The following is a 20,253-nucleotide window of genomic DNA, read 5'->3' as shown; positions in this document are numbered from 1 at the left end:
TGTGAATAATTAAAGGTTTGTAGTAAAGGCTTGCGATCGTGTCCGCTTAATTACTTCTTAAACCCACCGTTCCCTGCGCCTAATTTCCAAAAGGGGTTTACCTTTACCAGGCGGGGAACCTCTCTCCGCAGAGGCTACCGATGAGTGTCTGTCATGTGAGGTGCAATAAGTGTGAGAATTAGAACTAATTATCCGAACCCGATATTAAGCCTTTATTACGAGCAAACTTATTTAAAAATATATGATTTAAGTTCTTGCTCGATTTGGTCGCTAATTATTTCAGTTCCCATACCGATTTTATCAAGGTTAACCCTAACAAAATTTGTTTTGTCTTGTTTTGTAAATTTTTTGTCATTATCCGAGTCTTTGATGATTTTTAAAAAAATTGCATTTTGACTTGGAACAACAACCCAACTAATTATTCGAGTATTATTTGGGGTAATTTGCTGGAGTTGCTTACCTGATAAATCAGAAAGATAACCAATAGTAGCATCTTCGCTGTTGAATTTTTCATCTGTATTTGTGTCCTGGTCAATTATTCTATACAACCAAAATCTTGTATTCGGCTTGTTTACCACTTTGACTTCCAATAAGTCAAAGGATGTGATAATGGCTTTTTTATTTAATAAAAGATGAGTTTCACCATCTTGCTTATGATAAAAAATAATATTGGAGAATTGGTTGTTTTTTTCATAAGAGCGTGATGAAAAACTTAAATCAATTCCTTGTTCTTCATTCTGTTCTGGAAGAATAACAGGAATCATCAGATAATCTGATTGCTCTTTAATGATTAAATCACTATAGACAGGATTTGCTTGAGGCTTAGGTTTGTCATCTGCTTTTGCCTGTTCTACGTTTCTACTAACAGAAGATTTACAGGAAAAAGAAAGGAAAGAAAGGGTTGCGATAATCATAACTGTAGTAAGGTTTTTCAAAAAGCTATAATTTATCATCAAATTCTCCTTGCAGGATAAATTGCTGTCTTATTTTATTCCCTGCTGGGAAATTAGCCAGATTCTGAATTTGAGTTTATCTTAGACAAAAAAGTGAAGTACCCTAAGCAAAATGTTTTAGGTGAATTGCAGTACTTACTGCTGTACAAAGGAGAAAGGTACGAAGTGAAGCAATCACAAGGCTTTTGGGATTGCTTCCTTCCACCTCGTTGCACTCGCAATGACATATCACAAGTAATTTGCCGGACATGAGCCGGACATGATATGAGACGGTTTAGCAATCTGTATGAAATGACTCAACCAGAAATTGAGACTTGGCAGCGAGCAGAAATTATTTCCCAACAGATCGAGGGTGCGGTAGGGGTAATTAATGAATTGCCCCTACCGGAAAATCAAGGTTTGGGCTATTTTCTGCGTAAGTCCTGAAGGAAAGAAATGCCCTGCTCCCTTATCCAATCCAATTTCAGTTAACCTGAATGACCGAAATAGTTTTATGATTCTCTACAAAAGCATATTTGAAATTATTTCGGTCTAATACCAAAATATTTTCAAGCTGATTTTAGAACATGATGAATCACTTAAAGGTGATTCGTGCAATGCGGGTATTGAACGTTTTTCCAGGGTCAAATAGAGTGCAGGGAGATGAAAAATTATGGCTGGACACCCATTTCATGACCAACTGAGTTTAGAAGAACAAGCTGAGAAACTCGGAAAGCAAGCAGTAAGCTTGGGTCTGATTCCCAGTTTTGTAGTACATTACTTTCCTGATACCTGGGTATTTTATATACCTAATGAAAGTCAATCAGAAGCACTGACACCAGAAGAAGCATACTTTCGTTTAAAGCAACTGGTTAAACAGTAAATATTTTGACGACAGATTTTTGAAGATAACAGCTAGGAACTGCAATTGTTAAGTAACAGTATGTTATGGCGAAACCTGCTATTTTAACCGTCGATGACGATCCAGAAGTTTTGCAAGCAGTGTCACGAGACTTGCGACATCAGTATGGCGATCGCTTCCGTATTGTTCGGGCAGATTCTGGTATTACCGCTCTGGATGCGGTGCAGCAACTCAAATTACGGAATGAAGCAGTTGCTCTATTTTTGGTGGATCAAAGAATGCCGCAGATGGGAGGTGTGGAGTTTCTCGAACAGGCAAAAGACATCTTTCCTGATGCAAAACGTGCTTTGCTGACTGCCTATGCAGATACAGATGCTGCTATTAAGTCAATTAATAGTGCCAAACTTGATTACTACTTACTTAAGCCTTGGAATCCACCAGAAGAGCGACTATATCCGATTTTGGATGATTTGCTAGATGACTGGCTAGCTGGATTCCATCCACCCTTTGAAGGGATTCGAGTCATTGGTAATCGCTGGTCGCCTTTTTCTCATCAGGTGAAAGACTTTCTGGCGCGTAACCAGATTCCCTACAAGTGGTTGGATATTGAACTGGAGCCGGATGCAGCAAAATTAGTAGAATACGCAGAAGCTGATGGTAGACAGCAATTGCCCTTGGTGCTGTTTCCCGATGGTTCCCGATTAATCCAACCATCTAATTTAGAGATTGCTGCCAAAATTGGACTGCAAACCCACGCAGAGCGCCCATTTTATGACTTGGCGATCGTGGGTGCTGGCCCTGCTGGATTAGCCGCCGCAGTCTATGGCGCTTCTGAGGGATTGAGTACAGTCTTAATTGAGCGTGAGGCTCCGGGCGGGCAAGCAGGCACGAGTTCGCGCATTGAGAACTATCTAGGGTTTCCTGTTGGTTTGAGCGGTAACGATTTAGCTAGGCGGGGAGTCACCCAGGCGCGGCGATTTGGAGTAGAAATTCTCACTCCTCAAGTAGTAACCGGAGTTAAGCTGCAAGATCCTTATCGGGTTCTGCAATTGGCGGATGGTAGCGAGATTAGTTGCCATGCACTTTTAGTTGCAACCGGTGTTTCCTATCGTTGGCTAAATATCCCAGGAGCCGAGAAGCTAGCAGGGGCAGGAATTTATTACGGTGCTGCGATGACTGAGGCGATCGCCTGTAGCAATGAGGAAGTTTACCTAGTAGGCGGGGCAAATTCTGCCGGACAAGCAGCAATGCATTTTTCTAAGTATGCCAGTAAAGTGATTATGCTGGTGCGGGGTGAGTCCCTTTCATTGAGTATGTCCCAATACTTGATTGACCAGATTGCGGCGACTGCAAATATCCAAGTTTGCACCAGTTGCAGCGTTGTGGAAGTCAAGGGAGATGAACATCTAGAAGAAATTGCGATCGCCCATAGCAAGACTGGACAAACTGAAACTGTGCCAGCGCGATCGCTTTTTATCTTTATCGGTGCTACCCCCAAAACTGATTGGCTCGATGGGGTTATTCGACGCGATGCTCAGGGGTTTATCATCACAGGCCCCGACTTAATGCCCAATGGCAAGTCTCCTACAAGTTGGCGTTTGGAACGCTCACCTTTTTTACTAGAAACCAGCGTTCCTGGCATCTTTGCAGCCGGAGATGTGCGAGCCGGATCGATTAAGCGGGTGGCATCCGGTGTTGGTGAAGGTTCAATCGCCATTCAATTCGTTCACCGCTACCTGAGCAATGTTTAGCTGGAGCAGGACAAACTAATTCGTAATTCGTAATTTGTAATTCGTAATTAAGAAGGTTAGCGCTCTTCTATGACTCTGGAGAGAGAATAATCCAAGCGATTAGAAATCGCGGCTACATAAATAAAGTCCGCCTGCGCGGACTAACGCCAAAATAGGGTTTTAAATTTAATCTGACAAGAGTAATAAGAGAGCGTTAGATGTAATTTGGGTTTTCAGGCTTGCGTCTGTAGTGTTCTTTTGGTGAATTGTTCTAAGGAGGTTGATTGATGTTGTGTATTGAAGAATTGATCGACTTAGACCCGTTTCAACAGCTTCCTCAAGAGCGATTGCAGTGGGTTTGCGATCGCGCTCAAACAGTTGAACTTTCCGCAGGAGAAGTGCTGGCCCATGAGGGAGACCCTGCATGTCGCTTATTTATCTTAGTCAAAGGTAAAATCAACATCACCCGCCGCAGTGAAGGAGTTGAAATTCCCATAGGGCAACACGAAGCCCCATCTTTTTTTGGTGAAATTCCAGTCCTCACAGATGAACCTGCACCTGTGACAATGCGGGCATTGACAAATTGCCACCTTTATGGACTTAAGGGAGAAGATTTCCGTAAACTGCTGCATGAATGCCGCGATTTTGAGCGGATGGTCTTCCGTATTATGGAACGTCGTGTCCGAGGGCTAGAATCTTTCATTCGGGGGCGGGAAAAGATGGCAGCTTTAGGGACACTAGCTGCCGGTTTAGCTCATGAACTTAACAACCCAGCTTCAGCCCTCGTTCGGACTTTAGGGGAAATGCCCGCTGCCATTCTAGAACTACAACGAATGAACTTAGTTTATGGGCAACGCAACGTTGAAGAAGCTCATACTCAAGACTGGTTGAGAGAGAGGGATCGGGGCTATGATGCGATTTTAAATAATCGTCTCGATCCGGTGACACTAAGCGATCGCGAAAGCGTCTTGCTGGAATGGTTAGAAGACTATGGAGTGAAGCAGGCATGGAAATTAGCAGAACCTTTAGCAGAAGGTGGTGTTGAGGTCGAAACCTTAGATCGGATGATGGAACGTTGGCGCAATGATGAGACTGAATTGCGAGAAATCGGATTACACTGGCTATCGCTTTCCTTTGAAGTCATATCAATGATTAAACATGGTTTGCGAGGAGCCGAGAGGATTTCCGAACTTGTGCAAGCCATGAAATCTTATACTTACCTCGATCGAGGCGTTCAGCAAGAAGTGAATGTGCATCAAGGTTTAGAAGATACATTGCGATTATTTGTTCATAAACTCAAGTGCGGCATCCAAGTAGAACGCAATTACGATCGACATATTCCTAAAATCCTTGCTTATGGCAGCGAACTGAATCAGGTATGGACAAACTTAATTGACAACGCCATTGATGCAATGGATGGTAAGGGATTGCTGGAAATTACAACACACCATTGCGATCGCTTTGCTCATATTGACATCATCGATTCTGGTAGTGGAATTCCACCTGAAATTAAAACCCGTATTTTTGAACCTTTCTTCACCACGAAATCAGTGGGGCGTGGTTCGGGACTCGGTTTGGAAACCGTTCGCCGGATTGTAGAAAATCGTCATCACGGTACGCTCTCATTTGAGTCGCAGCCAGGGAGAACTTGTTTCACTATTTGCTTACCCTTGTCAAATAAATGAATCATTTGAACAAGGTTAAGGAACAAAAACCCCACACAATCAAGGCTTTGTTACATTTCTACATTCTGACCTGCAATCAAACTCCCTTTCTTCCTTGTTTAAAACAATCCCTCCAATTCAGCAAATTTACGCAAGCGCGGTAGACACTGACGCTGATAAAAACTGCTTAATGTTGGAATTGACAGCGCAAATTCCTCAGATAATTCTTTCCAGCTAACTTCCGGGGGTAGACGTTTAAGAATTAACACCTGACAATTCACATCTGGTCGCCCTTTAATACAAGTACGGCAGAGTTCTCCTTCAGAATCGGTCTTAGCCCATGTCTCCAACTCTTGCAGAATGGGAGGTGCTTGGGGAGTAGCAGGAAGGTTATCTATAGGATCGATTGTTTCACATGTTCCACCTGATGTAGACTGACGAACCCGAAGAGGGACTGTTGTGGCTTGTTCCCGGTTCTGCTTAATGTAAAAGTCCTGTAGTCTCCGTTTTAGGTAAGCATTCAGCCAGGTGATGACACTGCCATAGGTGGGGTCATAGATTTGACCAGTCAAACCTTCACAAACATTGCGGCAGAAATACAACCAAGTTTGTTGTAGTGCATCTTGATAGTAGGGAGTATTTTCCCTCCAGAGTCTATTTGCTGTCAAGCGAATAATTTGCGTGAGCAGCTTCTGACGCTGAGGACTTCCAAGTGCGTGTCCACAGGCTTCGGAAACTAAGCGGCGTAGCTCTTCATCGAATTGAGCCATGACAATCTTGGGGCAGAAAGAAAGCAAGAATATCTTAGTATTGCGTATAACAACCCCTTAAAAAAAGATGTTGGGGATTGGGAGATTTGAGTCTTTGAGGTAGATGAATCTATTTCAAAGCATGGCTGAGGCTTTAATTCTCTTTGTCCCCAGTCCCTAGTCCCTAATCCCCAATTCCTAATCCCCTCAATATAATCCCAGCCAAGAAAAGAAATTTTCCCACCAGGAATATGTCAGATTACCAACACTCAGCTTCATTTTGTTGCGAATGTCTTGGATATTCCAGTTGGTTAGTTTAGCCAGAGTTTGCGCCTCTTGTTCAAAACGCTTAGGCAAAGACCGCTTATATTCTCTACCCGCCTGACATTTGAGTTCCCCTTGGAACGGATGTTGCAAAACATAACGCCCTTGGAAAGATTCACTGTTAGCAGTTTGTTGGAATATCAGGTCTTCAGGGAATTTATCGCGGGTATAGCGGACATGCAACCGGGAGATGAAGACGCTGCTTGTAGGAGAGGGACGACGAAAGCTTGGAGATACTGGTACATTACTTCCAGAATTATCATCTAGCCAAAATACGCCTGCTTGCTTGAGTTCTTCTTGGCTTAGAGGATCGGCAGAACAAGGATCGCAACTACCCATATCCCAAGCGTATTCCAAAAAACCAACTTTCCTGTCTTCTTTGGTGTAGGCAGTTTGAAACATTGATTTGTAAAATTCACCAAATTTATCTTTAACAAACAAGGGAACGTTTGCGTCGGAGGGGATTTTTACCGTCCGGTAGTTAGTGATTTCTGCTTGTCCTTGGGGCGAGAGAATGTAGATAATCAAATCCTGCTCTGTCGTGGCATTGATCATGCCTAAACGAATTGGCAGCATGAACTTGGGTGACTGGTAGGAAATTTGTAGCGGACGAAGGAACTGATAGCCAGATTGCTCGAATTTATCTAAGTTGACTTTGGCAACAAAGAATTTCATTGAGGAGCGAATGTAGGGCTTGAGTAACTCTTTCGCACCTCTAGGGATTTTGTAGCCATTGCGTTTGAGCCAAGTTTCTAGTCCGCCAGATTCTTTAGCACTAAGAATTAGGATGTCGTATTCGCCGACGTTGAAACGTGCTTCGATTGTTACACCCAAACTGCGATCGCCTCTTGCACCCTCCGCCTCACTTCTTGCTGCTGCTGGCGCTGGTACTGATAACTCTTGAGGGTAAACTGGGGCACAAGGATCTGAATCAAAATATTCTACCAATCGCGGCGCACTAAAAGCATCTAAGCGTTCGATAATCTTGGGTTCAGTGACGCGAACTTGCTCTTTTTGCAGCACCGTTGGTACTGGTACTACCATTGCAAAATCTTTGACTTCGCCTTGAAAATCGTTTGCCATTGTTAAGACGGTGCGATCGCCATCTCGTGCGATTACTACCTGAGAAGCTTTGTTATACAGTTTTGTATCAGCCTTCGCTACATAAAATCCACAAAATGCCCAAGCTGCTGGTGCAAAGCACAAAACAGCTACAATTGCCAACAATAATGGGGTTAAGAGTCGAAAAAATCTCATTTTATACCTCTGCATTTTTAATTAGAGACGCGATGAATCGATTAGACGCGATGAATCGCGTCTCTACAAAAGGCACTTCTCCTGCTTCTTCATCTGCCTCTTGCCAAGAAAACCTTGGGGCTAACCACAGAACATCTAACAGGATGGTCAATGGTGCAAGGGCAAACAGCGCCCAGAAAACTGCTGTGGAAATAAAGAAATAATTTCGCAGAATAAAAGTTAATCCGGCGATGCAGATTGCCCAAACTACCCGCCCAATTCGGGAATTGGGAATCGATCGCGGATCTGTAATCATAAATAGAGCGAACAGCAGCAAAGATCCGCTCATCAATCTGTGCCAGTAAACATCCCAAGTCCAACCCAGCCAGAGATTGCGAATTGCCTCTAGTAAGGAGTAGGAACCCAAAAAAGCTGCTGTGGTGTCCCAACGACCAACGCGCTGCAAAATCATGCCGCCTGTGCCGGCAAATAATAGCCCATACCACCACTCTTCACCCCATTGTCCCGGCGAAACCCAAGCATCGGGGGTGAGAATCAAGGCAGATATGATGCCGAAATTGGTGGGATTGAAGAAATGCTTATCGCCGATTTTGAAGATAAACTTGCTAGCGATCGCAATTACTGCGGCTATTGCCATTGTCGTCCAGCAATCAGCCCGTAACAACAGGCTTAGTCCCAGCGAGGTAATTAAAGCACTGCGAAGATTAGGCATTTGTTTTTTGTCATTTGTCATTTGTCCTTTGTTGTTTGCTAATGACCAATGACTAATGACTAATGACAATATCCATTGAGTTGCTAGACTGGTGGCGATCGCTACCCCAATTAATTCTGGTCGCAGCGTCCAATCTCGTGTACCGATTCCCAATACTAGGAATAAGCCAAGAAAGAGAATTTGATAATCTCGTATATCTTTGAGCAGCATTAATCCTTAAATTCCGGGATTACCCGTAGATTTTTCATCAATCTATACGAGTGCTAGCTCAAATAGGAATGCTGTTACAGATTTTGTTACAAAGCTTTCTCTGTGCTTCTGCGATCGGCCTGTCAGCAAGGCACTTTCCATCTACGTTAAAAATTGACTCAATTTACAGTTTTCATGGATTTGAAGCACATCTGACATAAGGGCACAGCATTGCTGTGCCCCTACCGCGTGGTTTATTTAATTGAAATAAGACTTACGCACAGGTAACGGAAAATCGAACCACAGAGGCACAGAAAACACGGAGTAATAGTTTGACAGGTATTTTGCATAAATCCTGTGAAAATGGCTGTAATGACGTTTTTATTACGAATTACGAATTACGAATTATTTTAATCCCATTACAGAGTTAGTTATCCGATACAACATCTCCCCAGCCTTCGGCACAAGCAAGATCCCTTCATCTTCACGGTTAGCCCATTCTGTAGGCCGAATGGTAGCCGGATCTCGATAGTTCAAGTTATGAGCAGCACAGCGTTCAGCAGAAATACCTGTCGCTAAAGTGACGCGAATCCGAGCTTGTTCGCCTTCTATAGGATCAAATGTACCCATACCTTTTAAGTGAGTACTATGAGCCAGCACTCCACCGGGATAACCTTTAAATTTATCCCACTGTTTGAGGAAATAATCCCGCACGTGATAGCCAATTTGAGATAGTATTTCGCCGTGTGTATAGCTAAACTCGGTAATATGAGGGGCATATATAATTACTTCGCCTCCGTCCGCCACTACTGGCTCTAGCTTATACATTCCTTTAGCAGCTGTCCAAATGTCATCATACATTTCGGGCATTACTGACAGCACTTGTTTAAAAGGCTTATCTACATAAGTAATATGCAGTTTGTCGGATAATTTTGCAGCAGTTTCCCAGGCTGGCTCAGGTTTATCTATATAAAGTCCAGCTAGCTGATTTGTTTTAGGTGCAACCACCATCGCCAAGCAAAGTTTCGGCGTAGAAATCAGGTTAGCGGCTCGGTTAATTAAGTGCCGAACTGGTGTTATTCCCGATGTCCCAATGATTTCATAACTGGTGATTAAAGCACCCAACCAGTGGGATATATCAATTACTTCCTGACCGCCAATACCGGGAAAAAAGTATTTATTTCCACCAGAGAAACCGACAACTTCGTGGGGAAAGACGGGGCCACAAATCATGATTAAATCGTACTGTGTTACGAGCTTGTTAACACGAACTTCAACGGATTGATGTAGCATTCCTCGGCTAATCTCTGCTATCTCATCTGCTGAAATTACTCCACAAGAAATAAAGGTATCTGGTTCATTCCACAGGTGGTTAAAGATGCGAACTTTTTTAAAGGTTGTTTCTCGCTCTTTTGGTGTTACCCCTACTAGGTGATTGATTTGTTCTTCACTCATAGGATTATGTGTACCCAAAGCAATCAAAAAATCTAGAGCCGCTACCCTTTTACTCAACTCCTGATGCAGCAATCGAAACATTTGCGGGATGGGAGCAGTGCGGGTACTATCTGGAATCAAGACTAGGATACGCTGTCCATCTAACTGACGATCTGCCAAAGCTTGATGAACTAGCCCGGAAACTTGCTCGTCGGAAAGTGTTCCGTTAGTTACAGCCAGTGAATACATATAATTAAACTCCACTGTAGATACTAAATCCACCATCTACCGGCACTACTACGCCATTGATGAAACTAGAACCAGGACTACATAACCAAATCAAGGTACTGAGTAATTCGTCTGGTTTTCCAAAACGTCCGGCGGGGGTATGTTCGATAATTTTTTGCCCGCGTTCGGTCAAACTACCATCTGCATTTAGGAGTAAATCTCGATTTTGTTCTCCAATAAAAAAACCTGGCGCGATCGCATTTACTCGCATTCCATCCCCATACTTTTGCGCGAGTTCGACAGCTAACCAACGAGTAAAGTTATCTATCCCGGCTTTAGCGGCTGAGTAACCAACTACGCGGCTAATCACTCGGATCGCAGACATAGAAGATATATTGATAATACAACCGTGGGGCTGTTTTTTTTCGACCATTGCTTGACCAAAAACTTGGCTGGGGAGTAGAGTACCGAGTAAGTTGAGGCTAACTACTTCTTCAAAAGCTGTGTGTGGCATATCAAAAATAGTCGCATCAGGGGTAATTGTGGCAGCCGGAATATTACCGCCAGCCGAGTTTACCAGAATGTCTATTTGACCCCAGCGCTGTATAATTTTATCTCTGGCTACTTCTAGTTGAGAGCGATCGCTAACATCTGCCAGCACAGCCATACTTTCTCCACCGTTGGCGGTAATTTCAGCTACTACTGCACTTGCCCGTGCTTCATTGCGACCCAGAACTACTACTCGCGCTCCAGCAAGGGCTAAACCTCGTGCCATTGCTCCACCAAGTACGCCTGAACCGCCCGTGACTACTGCTATTTGCTCTTTTAGGCTAAAAAGTTTATTCAAGATTAAGTCTGACATAAATGATTGTCTTGCTTGTTCCAATTCGTAGTTAAAAAATTTAATATTTAAACGCAAAGGAGCGCAGAGGTACGCGGAGGGAAAAGAAGAGATTTTAGGAGTGATTTTGGAGAATTGTGTTAGTCGAGTTTGTAGGCACTCTTAGCGAGGTCGTAAGCTAAAGCGCGGGCCATATCATAGCCTTCCTCTTCGTCAACTAATCCTCGTGTTACCAATCCGGCTAACCAGTTACAAGCTACTCGCCGCCAAACATTATGACGAGCCGGAATAGAAACGAAAGCGCGGGTATCATCATTAAACCCAGCAGTATTATAAATTCCGGCAGTTTCCATTACCTGATTGAAGTAGCGTTCCATGCCATTTACGCTGTCGTGAAACCACCAAGGCGGGCCGAGCAAGACAGTAGGATAATGACCAGCTAAGGGAGCCATCTCTCGGCTGTAAGTGCTTTCATCCATGCCAAAAATGATTAACCGGAAGCGCCCGTCGTTTCCATAAGCTGACAACAACGGGTGCAGATTTTGAGTCCATTCGATTTTGAGGGGAATATCACCACCTTTATCAGATCCAAATTTCTCAAACAAAGCCGAGTTATGGTTACGCATAACACCGCAATGCATTTGCATCACCAAACCATCTTCTACACTCATCCGAGCCATTTCCATGAATATATGACCGGTAAACTGCTCCACATCTCCTGGATTTAGTTTGCCGTTTAATGCTCTAGCAAAGATAGCTTCTGCTTCCTGCTCGGAAAGGCGCGTGGTATAAGGTGTAGCTGCACCTTGATCGGTAGCTGTTGCACCCATTTTTTTAAATATTGCCCGACGTTCTTCTAAAGCTTGGATAAAAGTAGCGTAAGTGCTAATTTCTCTACCGACGCTGCTTTCTAATTTGGTCAGATTTTCTCGCCAACCAGGAGCATCTAGATTAACTACTGCATCTGGTCGAAAAGTTGGTCTAATTTGAGTAAAACCTTCTTCGTGGAGCAATCGCTGATTCTCTAGGTTATCACTGGCTGCATCAGTAGTACAAAGCACTTCGATGTTAAAGCGTTTGAATAAAGCACGAGGGGAAAACTCAGATAAGGCTAATAAACCTTCTAGATAATCATAGATACGTCCAGCATTACGAGAATTTAAAGGTTCATCCACCCCAAAGACATTAGTTAGTTCGTCTTTGAGCCACAACCCTGATGGAGTACCCTGGAATAGATAAAAATGTTCGGCGAACAATTGCCAGATTTTCCGGTGGTCAGTTTCTGTTGGTGAACCATCACGAGTAGGTATACTTAAAGCTTCTAGAGGTACGCCCCGACTATAAAGCATCCGCAAAATGTAATGGTCAGGGATAATAAATAATTCTGTTGGTGAACCAAAACGCGCTGCTGGATTAGCTAACAGGGCTGGATCTACGTGTCCGTGTGGACAGACCAAAGGTAACGCAGATATGCTGTCAAAAAATTGATGGGCTAGTCGTCTTTGAACTGGTTCTGGAGAAAAGCAGCGATCGGGAGATAAACTCGGTTTTTTGGTTAACATATTGTCATTTGTCATTGGTCATTGGTCATTGGTCATTAGTAAGGACTTTAAGCCTGTTTACGTTTCGTATAATTTGATTTATTTCTACCAACTTACTTAGACACGATTTAAAATTACTTTATTAATGTTGCACTACTACCACGCTGTACTAGAAAAGGAGATAAAACGCGGTTTTCTACAGTTTTTTCTTCTAATAAGTCGAGTAACATTTGCATGGCTATGCCACCAATTTCTAACATTGGCTGGCTGACTGTTGTAAGTGCTGGCGTAACATAACTACCTAAAGCAATACCATCAAATCCAACTAGGCTTAAATTTCGCGGTACTAAAATACCTAGTTCTTGACAGGCTAATAGAGCGCCAACTGCCACCATATCGTTGTAACAAAAGATGCCTGTTACTTCAGCAGCCAATAGTTTAGATAGCATATTTTGTCCGGTGGCGACATCGCTGATTCTGGTATTATATTCTTCACTAATTGAAACCCAATCAGGATTTTGTGGTAAACCAGCTTCAGCAAGAGCCATTTTATATCCTTCTAGGCGATCGCGGTTTGACCTGCTGCGATCGCCTACACCCAGATAACCAATGGTGGTGTGTCCCAAACTTATTAAATGCTCTGTGGCTAATTTAGCACCTAAGCGATCGTCTATTGCCACTGAGTGAAATATTTCAGATTGATCTTCAGTCTGGCTATTAATCAGAACTGTTGGTATAGCAATTTGGGTTAGTTGCTTTATATGCTGTTTGCTAATTCGTGAGTCAGCTACTAAGATACCGTCTACTCTCCGGCGATGAAAAGTATCAATAGCTGCCATTTCTTGCTCAAAATCTCGGTGTGAAGCACTTAACAAAACACTCAAGCCAGCTGGTCTGGCTATCTGTTCAATGCCATCTACTACCTCAGCAAAAAAAGGATCTGCGATGGAAGTTACTACTACACCAATGGTATTAGTACGTTTGTTTTGCAAGCTTTGAGCGATCGCATTTGGCACATAGTTCATCTCCTGCGCCAGTTGCTTGATTTCCTCTCGCACTTTCGGGCTAATGAGAGCGTTATCTCGCAAAGCCCGCGAAACTGTGGAATGAGAAACGCCTGCTTTCCGAGCAATATCTTCAATTGAAATTCTTCGTTTATTCATTTTTATCTTAGATTTTAAACTCTGCACACGTGTGCAATTGTATGTATTATAGAAAATAATCGTTATTTGTCAAGAGATTTTAATACAACTCACATTTTGCTCTGCGTTCATTTCAATAACTTAACTTTTCCTCAGAAAAATATGATTATTATCATCATGGGTGTATCCGGTTCTGGTAAAACGACCATAGGAAAACTGCTAGCAGACTCCTTAGACTGGGAGTTTAGTGATGCTGATAGTTTCCACTCAGCAGAGAATGTTGAGAAAATGCGGTGCGGTATTGCGTTGAGTGAAACTGACAGGATGCCTTGGCTGCAAGATTTGCAAACAGCGATAAAACATTGGCTACAAGAAAATAAAAATGTCGTGCTGGCTTGTTCGGCTTTAAAAGACAGCTATCGGCAATTTTTGCTATCGGATAGCGATCGCAGCGCCAACTCCAAGAGCGATCGCATCAAACTAGTCTACCTTAAAGGGTCTTATGAGTTGATTCAAATACGGTTGCAAGAGCGTAGCAATCATTACATGGGTGCAAAACTCCTCAATAGCCAGTTTGAGACTCTTGAAGAACCATTGAACACCATATCTATGGATGTTGCACAACCACCCCAGATAATTGTGCAGAACATTAGAACGGCTTTGAGCGTTTAGCTTATTGTTTACACCGCAAGATTAAGATTAATCACGTCTAAAAAAAACACCAACTTTTGGCAACTAAATACGTCGAATGTCAGTCTAAGGAAGTTTTAAAAGCAACCACATAACTGTAGTAGCAGGAGAAAACTAGTGTTTCTAAGATTAGCGCAACAACATCAAGAATTCGTTCAAGACTTGGTAATGAACCTGCAAGCCTTGACAATTGTACTTGAGCAGCATGGATATTCTGCCTCGTGTTATACGTGCGGCGACCAAATGAAGAGTGCTTCATTCATGGTTAGCCTGCGAGAAAAGCATCTGATTCGTTTTGTAGTGTCTGATTACGGGATTACTTGGATGGAATTGTGGGACGATCGCGAATTAATGAAGTTGGAGGGTGCTGAAGCAGTAAAACAATTGCAAGAGTTAGCTAATATTGTCAAGCATTCGCCCGCAATACAATTGACGACTTAAAAGCTAATTCGTAAATATAAATCTAAAGAGAACTGAATCTGGCTTGAACTCAGGTTATAAGCTAAATCGAGTGTGCGTAGGCGTAGCCCGTCGTAGACATCACTGATTCTCAGTCGGTGAAGACAACGGAAAGTATATATTACACAGGTTTTAGTCAATTAAAATCTACTGGTTTCAATCCCTAATAGGGATTTTAGGTAATTGCAATCCAAGTAGCTTTTACGTTGGTGGTAAGTGTGATTGTTCTATGTTTCAATCCCTAATAGGGATTTTAGGTAATTGCAATTCATTAGCGAGCGCAGAATACTTGGGGTATAAGCTTGGTTTCAATCCCTAATAGGGATTTTAGGTAATTGCAATGTGTTGTGCGGCGTTATGCCTTGCACTGCTTACCGTTTCAATCCCTAATAGGGATTTTAGGTAATTGCAATGAAGCACCGTTGGTACAGTAACTATTGGCACTTTGTGTTTCAATCCCTAATAGGGATTTTAGGTAATTGCAATTTTTAACTGCTGTCACGCGATCGCCGTAGTTGTCCATGTTTCAATCCCTAATAGGGATTTTAGGTAATTGCAATCCGAATGGGTTAAATAGTCCTTTGGTGTTTCCGGCAATGTTTCAATCCCTAATAGGGATTTTAGGTAATTGCAATGTGGTTATCCATATTTAATTCCTAATCACGAGAATGTTTCAATCCCTAATAGGGATTTTAGGTAATTGCAATAAGCAATGATATACAATCGCTGAAAAATGTAGCTGTTTCAATCCCTAATAGGGATTTTAGGTAATTGCAATGCTCAATAGTTGCAAATACTTGGCAACATATTGCTATGTTTCAATCCCTAATAGGGATTTTAGGTAATTGCAATCTGGTAAATACACCATATATAGGATGCAACACAATGTTTCAATCCCTAATAGGGATTTTAGGTAATTGCAATGGGGTAGAGCAAGCGATCGCTAGTACCCGTTCTTGTTTCAATCCCTAATAGGGATTTTAGGTAATTGCAATTATGTGGTTTTTAGTAAACAGGTAGGCGAAGCTGGTTTCAATCCCTAATAGGGATTTTAGGTAATTGCAATAAGCATCACACGTTACTTACAGTTATCACAATGGCGTTTCAATCCCTAATAGGGATTTTAGGTAATTGCAATCTGAAATTTTAAAGAGTGACTTCCTTGCTAGGCTTGTTTCAATCCCTAATAGGGATTTTAGGTAATTGCAATCGCTGGCTTCTGGAAGCCTTGTCTTATTTGGTTTTCAAGGTTCGGTTGCGCGAATAGAGAAATCATAACACGAGGAGTCGGAATTTGGCTAGAGGCAAATGGCTGAAAGCTAGTCCCCATAAGGTGCGCGGATAGTTTATAAATGCGATCGCTCTGAAGTTGTTGCATATAGGGCAATTCAGCCATTTTTCTAGTTACCCTTTTTCCAACACCTACCCAGCCGCGCATTTAGCGAAAAAACTAATCTCATTGAAAAGCTGATTACTCATATAAATATCCTACTCGATTAGTTTAGCTGACTCTAGGGCGATGCCTGGGTTGGGCTACGCCTACCCAATACCAGCACCCCCACGATCAACTTTATTTGGCAACGTCTTCAAAGTCTGTTATTGCACAAGCAAACTCTCTAAAAGCTGTTTTAATCAAAACCTCTTTCGTTCCCCTTTCCAGCGAAGAATTGCGTATCAGATCTGTTAATTCTATGAATAACAGAGAGAACATAAAACGATCTTGGCGATCGACTTGTTTCAAGCAGGACGATATAAACTGATAAAGCTCTGTTTTTCTAGGCTTGGTTTGTTCTTCCCATATTTGTAACCCAAGCCGGAAGGTTCTTAAGCGGATTTCATTACTATTGAAGGACGCATCTTTGTAGCGGACTGATACGCGCTGGGGTATTTCCATGAGGTTTAGCTATACATATTCAATGTAAAGTAATTATTCACTTATATTTTGGCTCAACCGGAAAAATCTGATATTTTGCACCAATTCCAATAATCGCTGTCGCTTAGAAACGAATTACCACTAAATAACGCCTAATTATCCAGAAACTTTACGTGCAAGTATCTGGTTTAGCGTAGTTACGCAGAATTTTTATATCTAAATATAGGACTAGTATTTGATTTCTGAAAAAATCTAAGTATGTTTTGGTGTGTTACGGCTTCCGTAACGCACCAAAACATCAAGGGTGGTGCGTTAAGCCTACGGCATAACACACCCTACGTGTATTTCAAAAATCAAATATGAGTCCTATACCCTCCTTCTAGATATTAGACCGAATAGTTACGTATAAATACTCAATATTGGTTTTAAACACCTGACTTTAAGTATATTCATTGGTGATATTCAGGATTTTTCCAGATAACATCCGAATCAGGACATTATACGTAAATTTTCTAGATATTACTCTATGGAAGAACGCCAAAAAAAGCTCTTAGAACAGGTACAGGATAAAATCCGGCTTCAACATTATTGTTACCAAACAGAAAGAAGTGACACTGACTGGATTAAGCATTACATCTGTTTTTACGATCGCTACCATCCCAAATATATGGTGAGTGCGGAAATAGAAGCCTTTTTAACACATTTAACTGTGAAAAAAAACGTTGCTGCATTAACTCAAAATCAAGCGTTAAAGAGCTTTGCATTATTATGAGATACAAACCCCATCAACAAAAGCTGTTGAGATGGATTGCATTGTTCCTAGTTGGAACATTTCTGCAATTATTGTTTTATATCCCAACACCAGTCTTATCCCAAAATTCCAATAGCTGTAGCAATATTACAGCCCCTCTGACACCTGAAGAACAAACTTATGCTCGTGGTGCTTGGCAGTATTTTGTCAAAAACTATCAGCCAGCAACGGGATTTACCAATTCTACAGGGGGTTATCCTTCTGGTACACTCTGGGACATGGGGAATTACCTGATGGCGTTGAATGCTGCACGCTGGTTGAATCTTACTGACCAAGCAGACTTTGACACACGCATCAACAAGTTTTTGACGACTCTCAACAGCCTGAAATTATTTGAGGATACTTTGCCGAATAAAGTCTATAACGCAGCCAATGCACAAATGGTTGATTATGGCAACAATCCCCTTGAGCGAGGTATTGGCTGGTCTGCTTTGGATGTCGGGCGAATCCTGGCGGCATTTGATGTCATCCGCACCTGTCATCCCCAATATAACGATTGGCTCAAAGGAATTGTCGCAAAGTGGCAAGTGGCGCGATCGCTCAAAGATGGACAACTTTTTGGCGCGACTGTTCTCCCAGACAACAAAACCTTACTGGTGCAAGAAGGACGACTTGGCTACGAAGAATATGGCGCTAGAGGTTATGAACTTTGGGGTTTCTCTGCACCCAAAGCTATTTCTTTAGAACCATTTAAGTTCGTTGAAATTAATGGCGTGCAAATTCCCGTTGATACCCGTGACTTTAAAAGTACCAACGCTAATAATTACGTTGTTAGTGAGTCTTACATCCTTGATGGGATTGAGTTTGGCTTGCAAGGTGAGTTAGCTGATTTTGCTGCCAGGGTTTTAGATGTGCAAAAACGGCGTTTTGATACCACAGGCCAGTTGACTGCTGTCACAGAAGATAATATCGACCAAGCGCCTTATTTTCTCTACAACACTGTCTACGCCAACGGTGCAAACTGGGCAACAATCACCGATGCTAATCAACCTTATCCCCAGTTTCGCAGCATCAGCACCAAAGCCGCTTTTGGTTGGCGCTATCTTTTTCCAGATAATGCTTATGCTCAAAAAGTTTTTGATGTAGTCAAGGATCTCCGCAGTCCTGATGATAGTGGTTATTATGCTGGGATCTATGAAGAATCAAAACAACCCAATAAAGCTTTGACAGGTAATACTAATGGGCTGATTTTGGAGATTTTATACTACAAAGCTAAGGGAAATCACCCCTTAATTACTTCTAGTTCTGCGAGTGTGTCTACTGGTAAGCCCAGTGAAAATGCTTCTCCTGAAACACCCTCAAATCAAGGGAATTCTAGTGTTACGCCTCCTACCGCAAATCAACCGAATTCTACTGTTACGCCTCCTACCGCAACCCCTACAGATACTCCTAAAATTGTAGAAGTGGCCGTTGCACCTATTCCACCAGTCGATAGTCCCCAATCATCTAACCTCAAACTAGATCGACCCCTGACGTTGATTGAACGGCGTTATGCAGAAGCCGCTTGGCGATACTTTCAAGCAAATTATCACTCCAAAAATGGGCTGATAGACGATCGCAGTGATTTCAAAGGTGCAACCCTCTGGGGACTAGGAGATTATCTCGCAGCCCTCCATGCAGCGCGATCGCTCGATATAATTACTCCGAAGGAATTTGACCAACGCACTCGACATTTTTTAGCAGCATTGACAAAATTACCATTATTTAGTCAGGAATTGCCGAGTCGGGGTTACGATACGCGATCGCTGCAATCAGTAGATTATGGTGGAAATCCAATTGCAGAAGGTAACGGTTGGTCAGCTTTAGATTTAGGCAGGATACTAGCAGCGCTTTACAACTTAAAAACCTGTCATCCAGAATATACGGCTGCGGTAGATAAAATTGTGCTGGATTGGTCATACTTGCGTGTGGTGCGGGAAGGTATTCTTTCTAGTGCTACCGTTACCAAAGAGCAAGATGGGCGATCGCTTACCCGCGTCAACCCTGAAACCCGTTTGGGATATGAAGAATATGCAGCTAGAGCTTTTCAATTATGGGGATTTAATGTTGAACATTCTGCGGTTGGTGGTGAATATCAAACTGCCTTAGTAGAGGGAGTGAAAGTACCAATTCAGCGCCGCCGCCCAGATACCAACTCAAAAGTTAACCAATATACAGTTAGCAATCCTTTCTTACTTTATGCGCTGGAGTTTGGACTAGATCCCCAAATGCGATCGCTCTTTCAACCAATCTTTCAGGCGCAAGCTGAACGTTACCGTCGCACCGGCAACCTCACAGCCTCAGCTACCACCTTAATCGATCGCAAACCTTACACTGTCCACAGCACAATTACTGGAAAAGGTGAGCCTTGGGTAGCTTTAGCAGATAACGGGCAAATTGTACCAAAGGGGCGATTGGTAAGTACAGCAGTCGCTTTTGCCTATCATGCCCTGCTTCCAGAAAATAAGTACAGTCAAGAGTTACTGCAAGGAACCACTGATTTATACAATCCATTAGCCGGATTTTATGAGGGCTTCTATGAAACCACGGGTAAAACGGCAGTTGGTTTCACTAATAGCACCAACAGTATGATTTTGCAATCCTTGCTGTACAAAGTGATGAATCAACAACCTTTAATTCGTCCGACTGTCAACATGCAATCTCCTTGGTGGCAAGAAGTTAGTAAAGGAGATTCTGGGCGAGGTTTACCCAACATTGCTAGACAACAAACCAAGTTAATTTCTGATAGTTCTGGAAATTACTGGATTTCAGGTAGCGAAAAGACTCCACTAGTAACTGGTACAACAGTCACAGAGTAAGTTGAAACGCAATTTAC

The 20,253-nt window shown here is 42.5% G+C and carries 17 protein-coding genes and 1 CRISPR repeat array; of the genes, 8 read left to right on the top strand and 9 right to left on the bottom strand.

Features of this window, described 5'->3' with window-relative positions; translation table 11 throughout:
• Positions 1–227: 227 nt before the first annotated feature.
• Positions 228–953, bottom strand: coding sequence for a hypothetical protein (locus CDG77_RS06710; RefSeq protein WP_094328624.1), 726 nt, complete (start codon positions 951–953; stop codon positions 228–230).
• 264 nt (positions 954–1,217) lie between these two features.
• Between CDG77_RS06710 and CDG77_RS36265 the strand changes: the two genes are divergently transcribed.
• From CDG77_RS36265 to CDG77_RS06695, 4 genes are all read left to right on the top strand, one after another.
• A complete protein-coding gene (locus CDG77_RS36265; protein ID WP_190233916.1) occupies positions 1,218–1,379 on the top strand; it encodes a hypothetical protein in 162 nt (53 codons plus the stop codon).
• A gap of 226 nt (positions 1,380–1,605) precedes the next feature.
• A complete protein-coding gene (locus tag CDG77_RS06705) occupies positions 1,606–1,815 on the top strand; it encodes a hypothetical protein (RefSeq protein WP_181154331.1) in 210 nt (69 codons plus the stop codon).
• 65 nt (positions 1,816–1,880) lie between these two features.
• A complete protein-coding gene (locus CDG77_RS06700; RefSeq protein ID WP_094328622.1) occupies positions 1,881–3,545 on the top strand; it encodes an FAD-dependent oxidoreductase in 1,665 nt (554 codons plus the stop codon).
• A 266-nt stretch (positions 3,546–3,811) separates the two neighbouring features.
• A complete protein-coding gene (locus CDG77_RS06695) occupies positions 3,812–5,209 on the top strand; it encodes an ATP-binding protein (RefSeq protein ID WP_094328621.1) in 1,398 nt (465 codons plus the stop codon).
• Positions 5,210–5,307: 98 nt separating this feature from the next.
• Here CDG77_RS06695 and CDG77_RS06690 read toward each other — a convergent pair whose 3' ends face one another.
• From CDG77_RS06690 to CDG77_RS06660, 7 genes are all read right to left on the bottom strand, one after another.
• Complete coding sequence (locus tag CDG77_RS06690) at positions 5,308–5,958, bottom strand: hypothetical protein (protein WP_094328620.1); 651 nt, start codon at positions 5,956–5,958, stop codon at positions 5,308–5,310.
• Between the two features lie 186 nt (positions 5,959–6,144).
• A complete protein-coding gene (locus CDG77_RS06685; RefSeq protein WP_094328619.1) occupies positions 6,145–7,518 on the bottom strand; it encodes a DUF2330 domain-containing protein in 1,374 nt (457 codons plus the stop codon).
• Between the two features lies 1 nt (position 7,519).
• Positions 7,520–8,440, bottom strand: coding sequence for an RnfABCDGE type electron transport complex subunit D (locus tag CDG77_RS06680; protein WP_094328618.1), 921 nt, complete (start codon positions 8,438–8,440; stop codon positions 7,520–7,522).
• 384 nt (positions 8,441–8,824) lie between these two features.
• Positions 8,825–10,102 carry a lactate racemase domain-containing protein gene (locus CDG77_RS06675; protein WP_094328635.1) on the bottom strand — a complete coding sequence of 426 codons (1,278 nt, stop codon included), beginning with the start codon at positions 10,100–10,102 and terminating at the stop codon, positions 8,825–8,827.
• A gap of 4 nt (positions 10,103–10,106) precedes the next feature.
• Entirely contained in the window at positions 10,107–10,943 is an 837-nt protein-coding gene (locus CDG77_RS06670) for an SDR family oxidoreductase (RefSeq protein WP_094328617.1), read from the bottom strand.
• A gap of 119 nt (positions 10,944–11,062) precedes the next feature.
• Positions 11,063–12,499, bottom strand: a complete 1,437-nt coding sequence (gene uxaC, locus CDG77_RS06665) for a glucuronate isomerase (protein ID WP_223269723.1) — start codon at positions 12,497–12,499, stop codon at positions 11,063–11,065.
• A 98-nt stretch (positions 12,500–12,597) separates the two neighbouring features.
• Positions 12,598–13,626, bottom strand: a complete 1,029-nt coding sequence (locus tag CDG77_RS06660; RefSeq protein WP_094328615.1) for a LacI family DNA-binding transcriptional regulator — start codon at positions 13,624–13,626, stop codon at positions 12,598–12,600.
• A 141-nt stretch (positions 13,627–13,767) separates the two neighbouring features.
• On the opposite strand from CDG77_RS06660, the gene CDG77_RS06655 reads away from it, so the two are divergent.
• The gene (locus CDG77_RS06655) at positions 13,768–14,277 is read left to right on the top strand and encodes a gluconokinase (RefSeq protein WP_094328614.1); all 510 of its coding nucleotides are present in this window, start codon (positions 13,768–13,770) and stop codon (positions 14,275–14,277) included.
• A 135-nt stretch (positions 14,278–14,412) separates the two neighbouring features.
• On the top strand, positions 14,413–14,736 hold the full coding sequence (locus CDG77_RS06650) for a DUF1815 family protein (protein ID WP_094328613.1): 324 nt from the start codon (positions 14,413–14,415) through the stop codon (positions 14,734–14,736).
• 171 nt (positions 14,737–14,907) lie between these two features.
• Positions 14,908–15,964: direct repeats of the CRISPR family, unit length 37 nt; unit sequence GTTTCAATCCCTAATAGGGATTTTAGGTAATTGCAAT.
• A gap of 360 nt (positions 15,965–16,324) precedes the next feature.
• Here CDG77_RS06650 and CDG77_RS06645 read toward each other — a convergent pair.
• Positions 16,325–16,648 (bottom strand): hypothetical protein, encoded by a 324-nt coding sequence (locus tag CDG77_RS06645; protein ID WP_094328612.1) that lies wholly within the window; start codon positions 16,646–16,648, stop codon positions 16,325–16,327.
• A 505-nt stretch (positions 16,649–17,153) separates the two neighbouring features.
• Here CDG77_RS06645 and CDG77_RS06640 point away from each other — a divergent pair.
• Together CDG77_RS06640 and CDG77_RS06635 are read left to right on the top strand one after the other, a co-directional pair.
• Positions 17,154–17,399 (top strand): site-specific integrase, encoded by a 246-nt coding sequence (locus CDG77_RS06640; protein ID WP_094328611.1) that lies wholly within the window; start codon positions 17,154–17,156, stop codon positions 17,397–17,399.
• On the top strand, positions 17,396–20,236 hold the full coding sequence (locus tag CDG77_RS06635) for a DUF3131 domain-containing protein (RefSeq protein ID WP_094328610.1): 2,841 nt from the start codon (positions 17,396–17,398) through the stop codon (positions 20,234–20,236). The genes CDG77_RS06640 and CDG77_RS06635 overlap by 4 nt, the downstream gene beginning before the upstream one ends.
• Positions 20,237–20,253: the final 17 nt, after the last annotated feature.

The organism is Nostoc sp. 'Peltigera membranacea cyanobiont' 213 (assembly GCF_002245975.1).
Classification (GTDB): Bacteria; Cyanobacteriota; Cyanobacteriia; order Cyanobacteriales; family Nostocaceae; genus Nostoc.
Note: the sequence above shows the minus strand (reverse complement) of the source record. Positions and strands in the feature narration are given on the sequence as shown.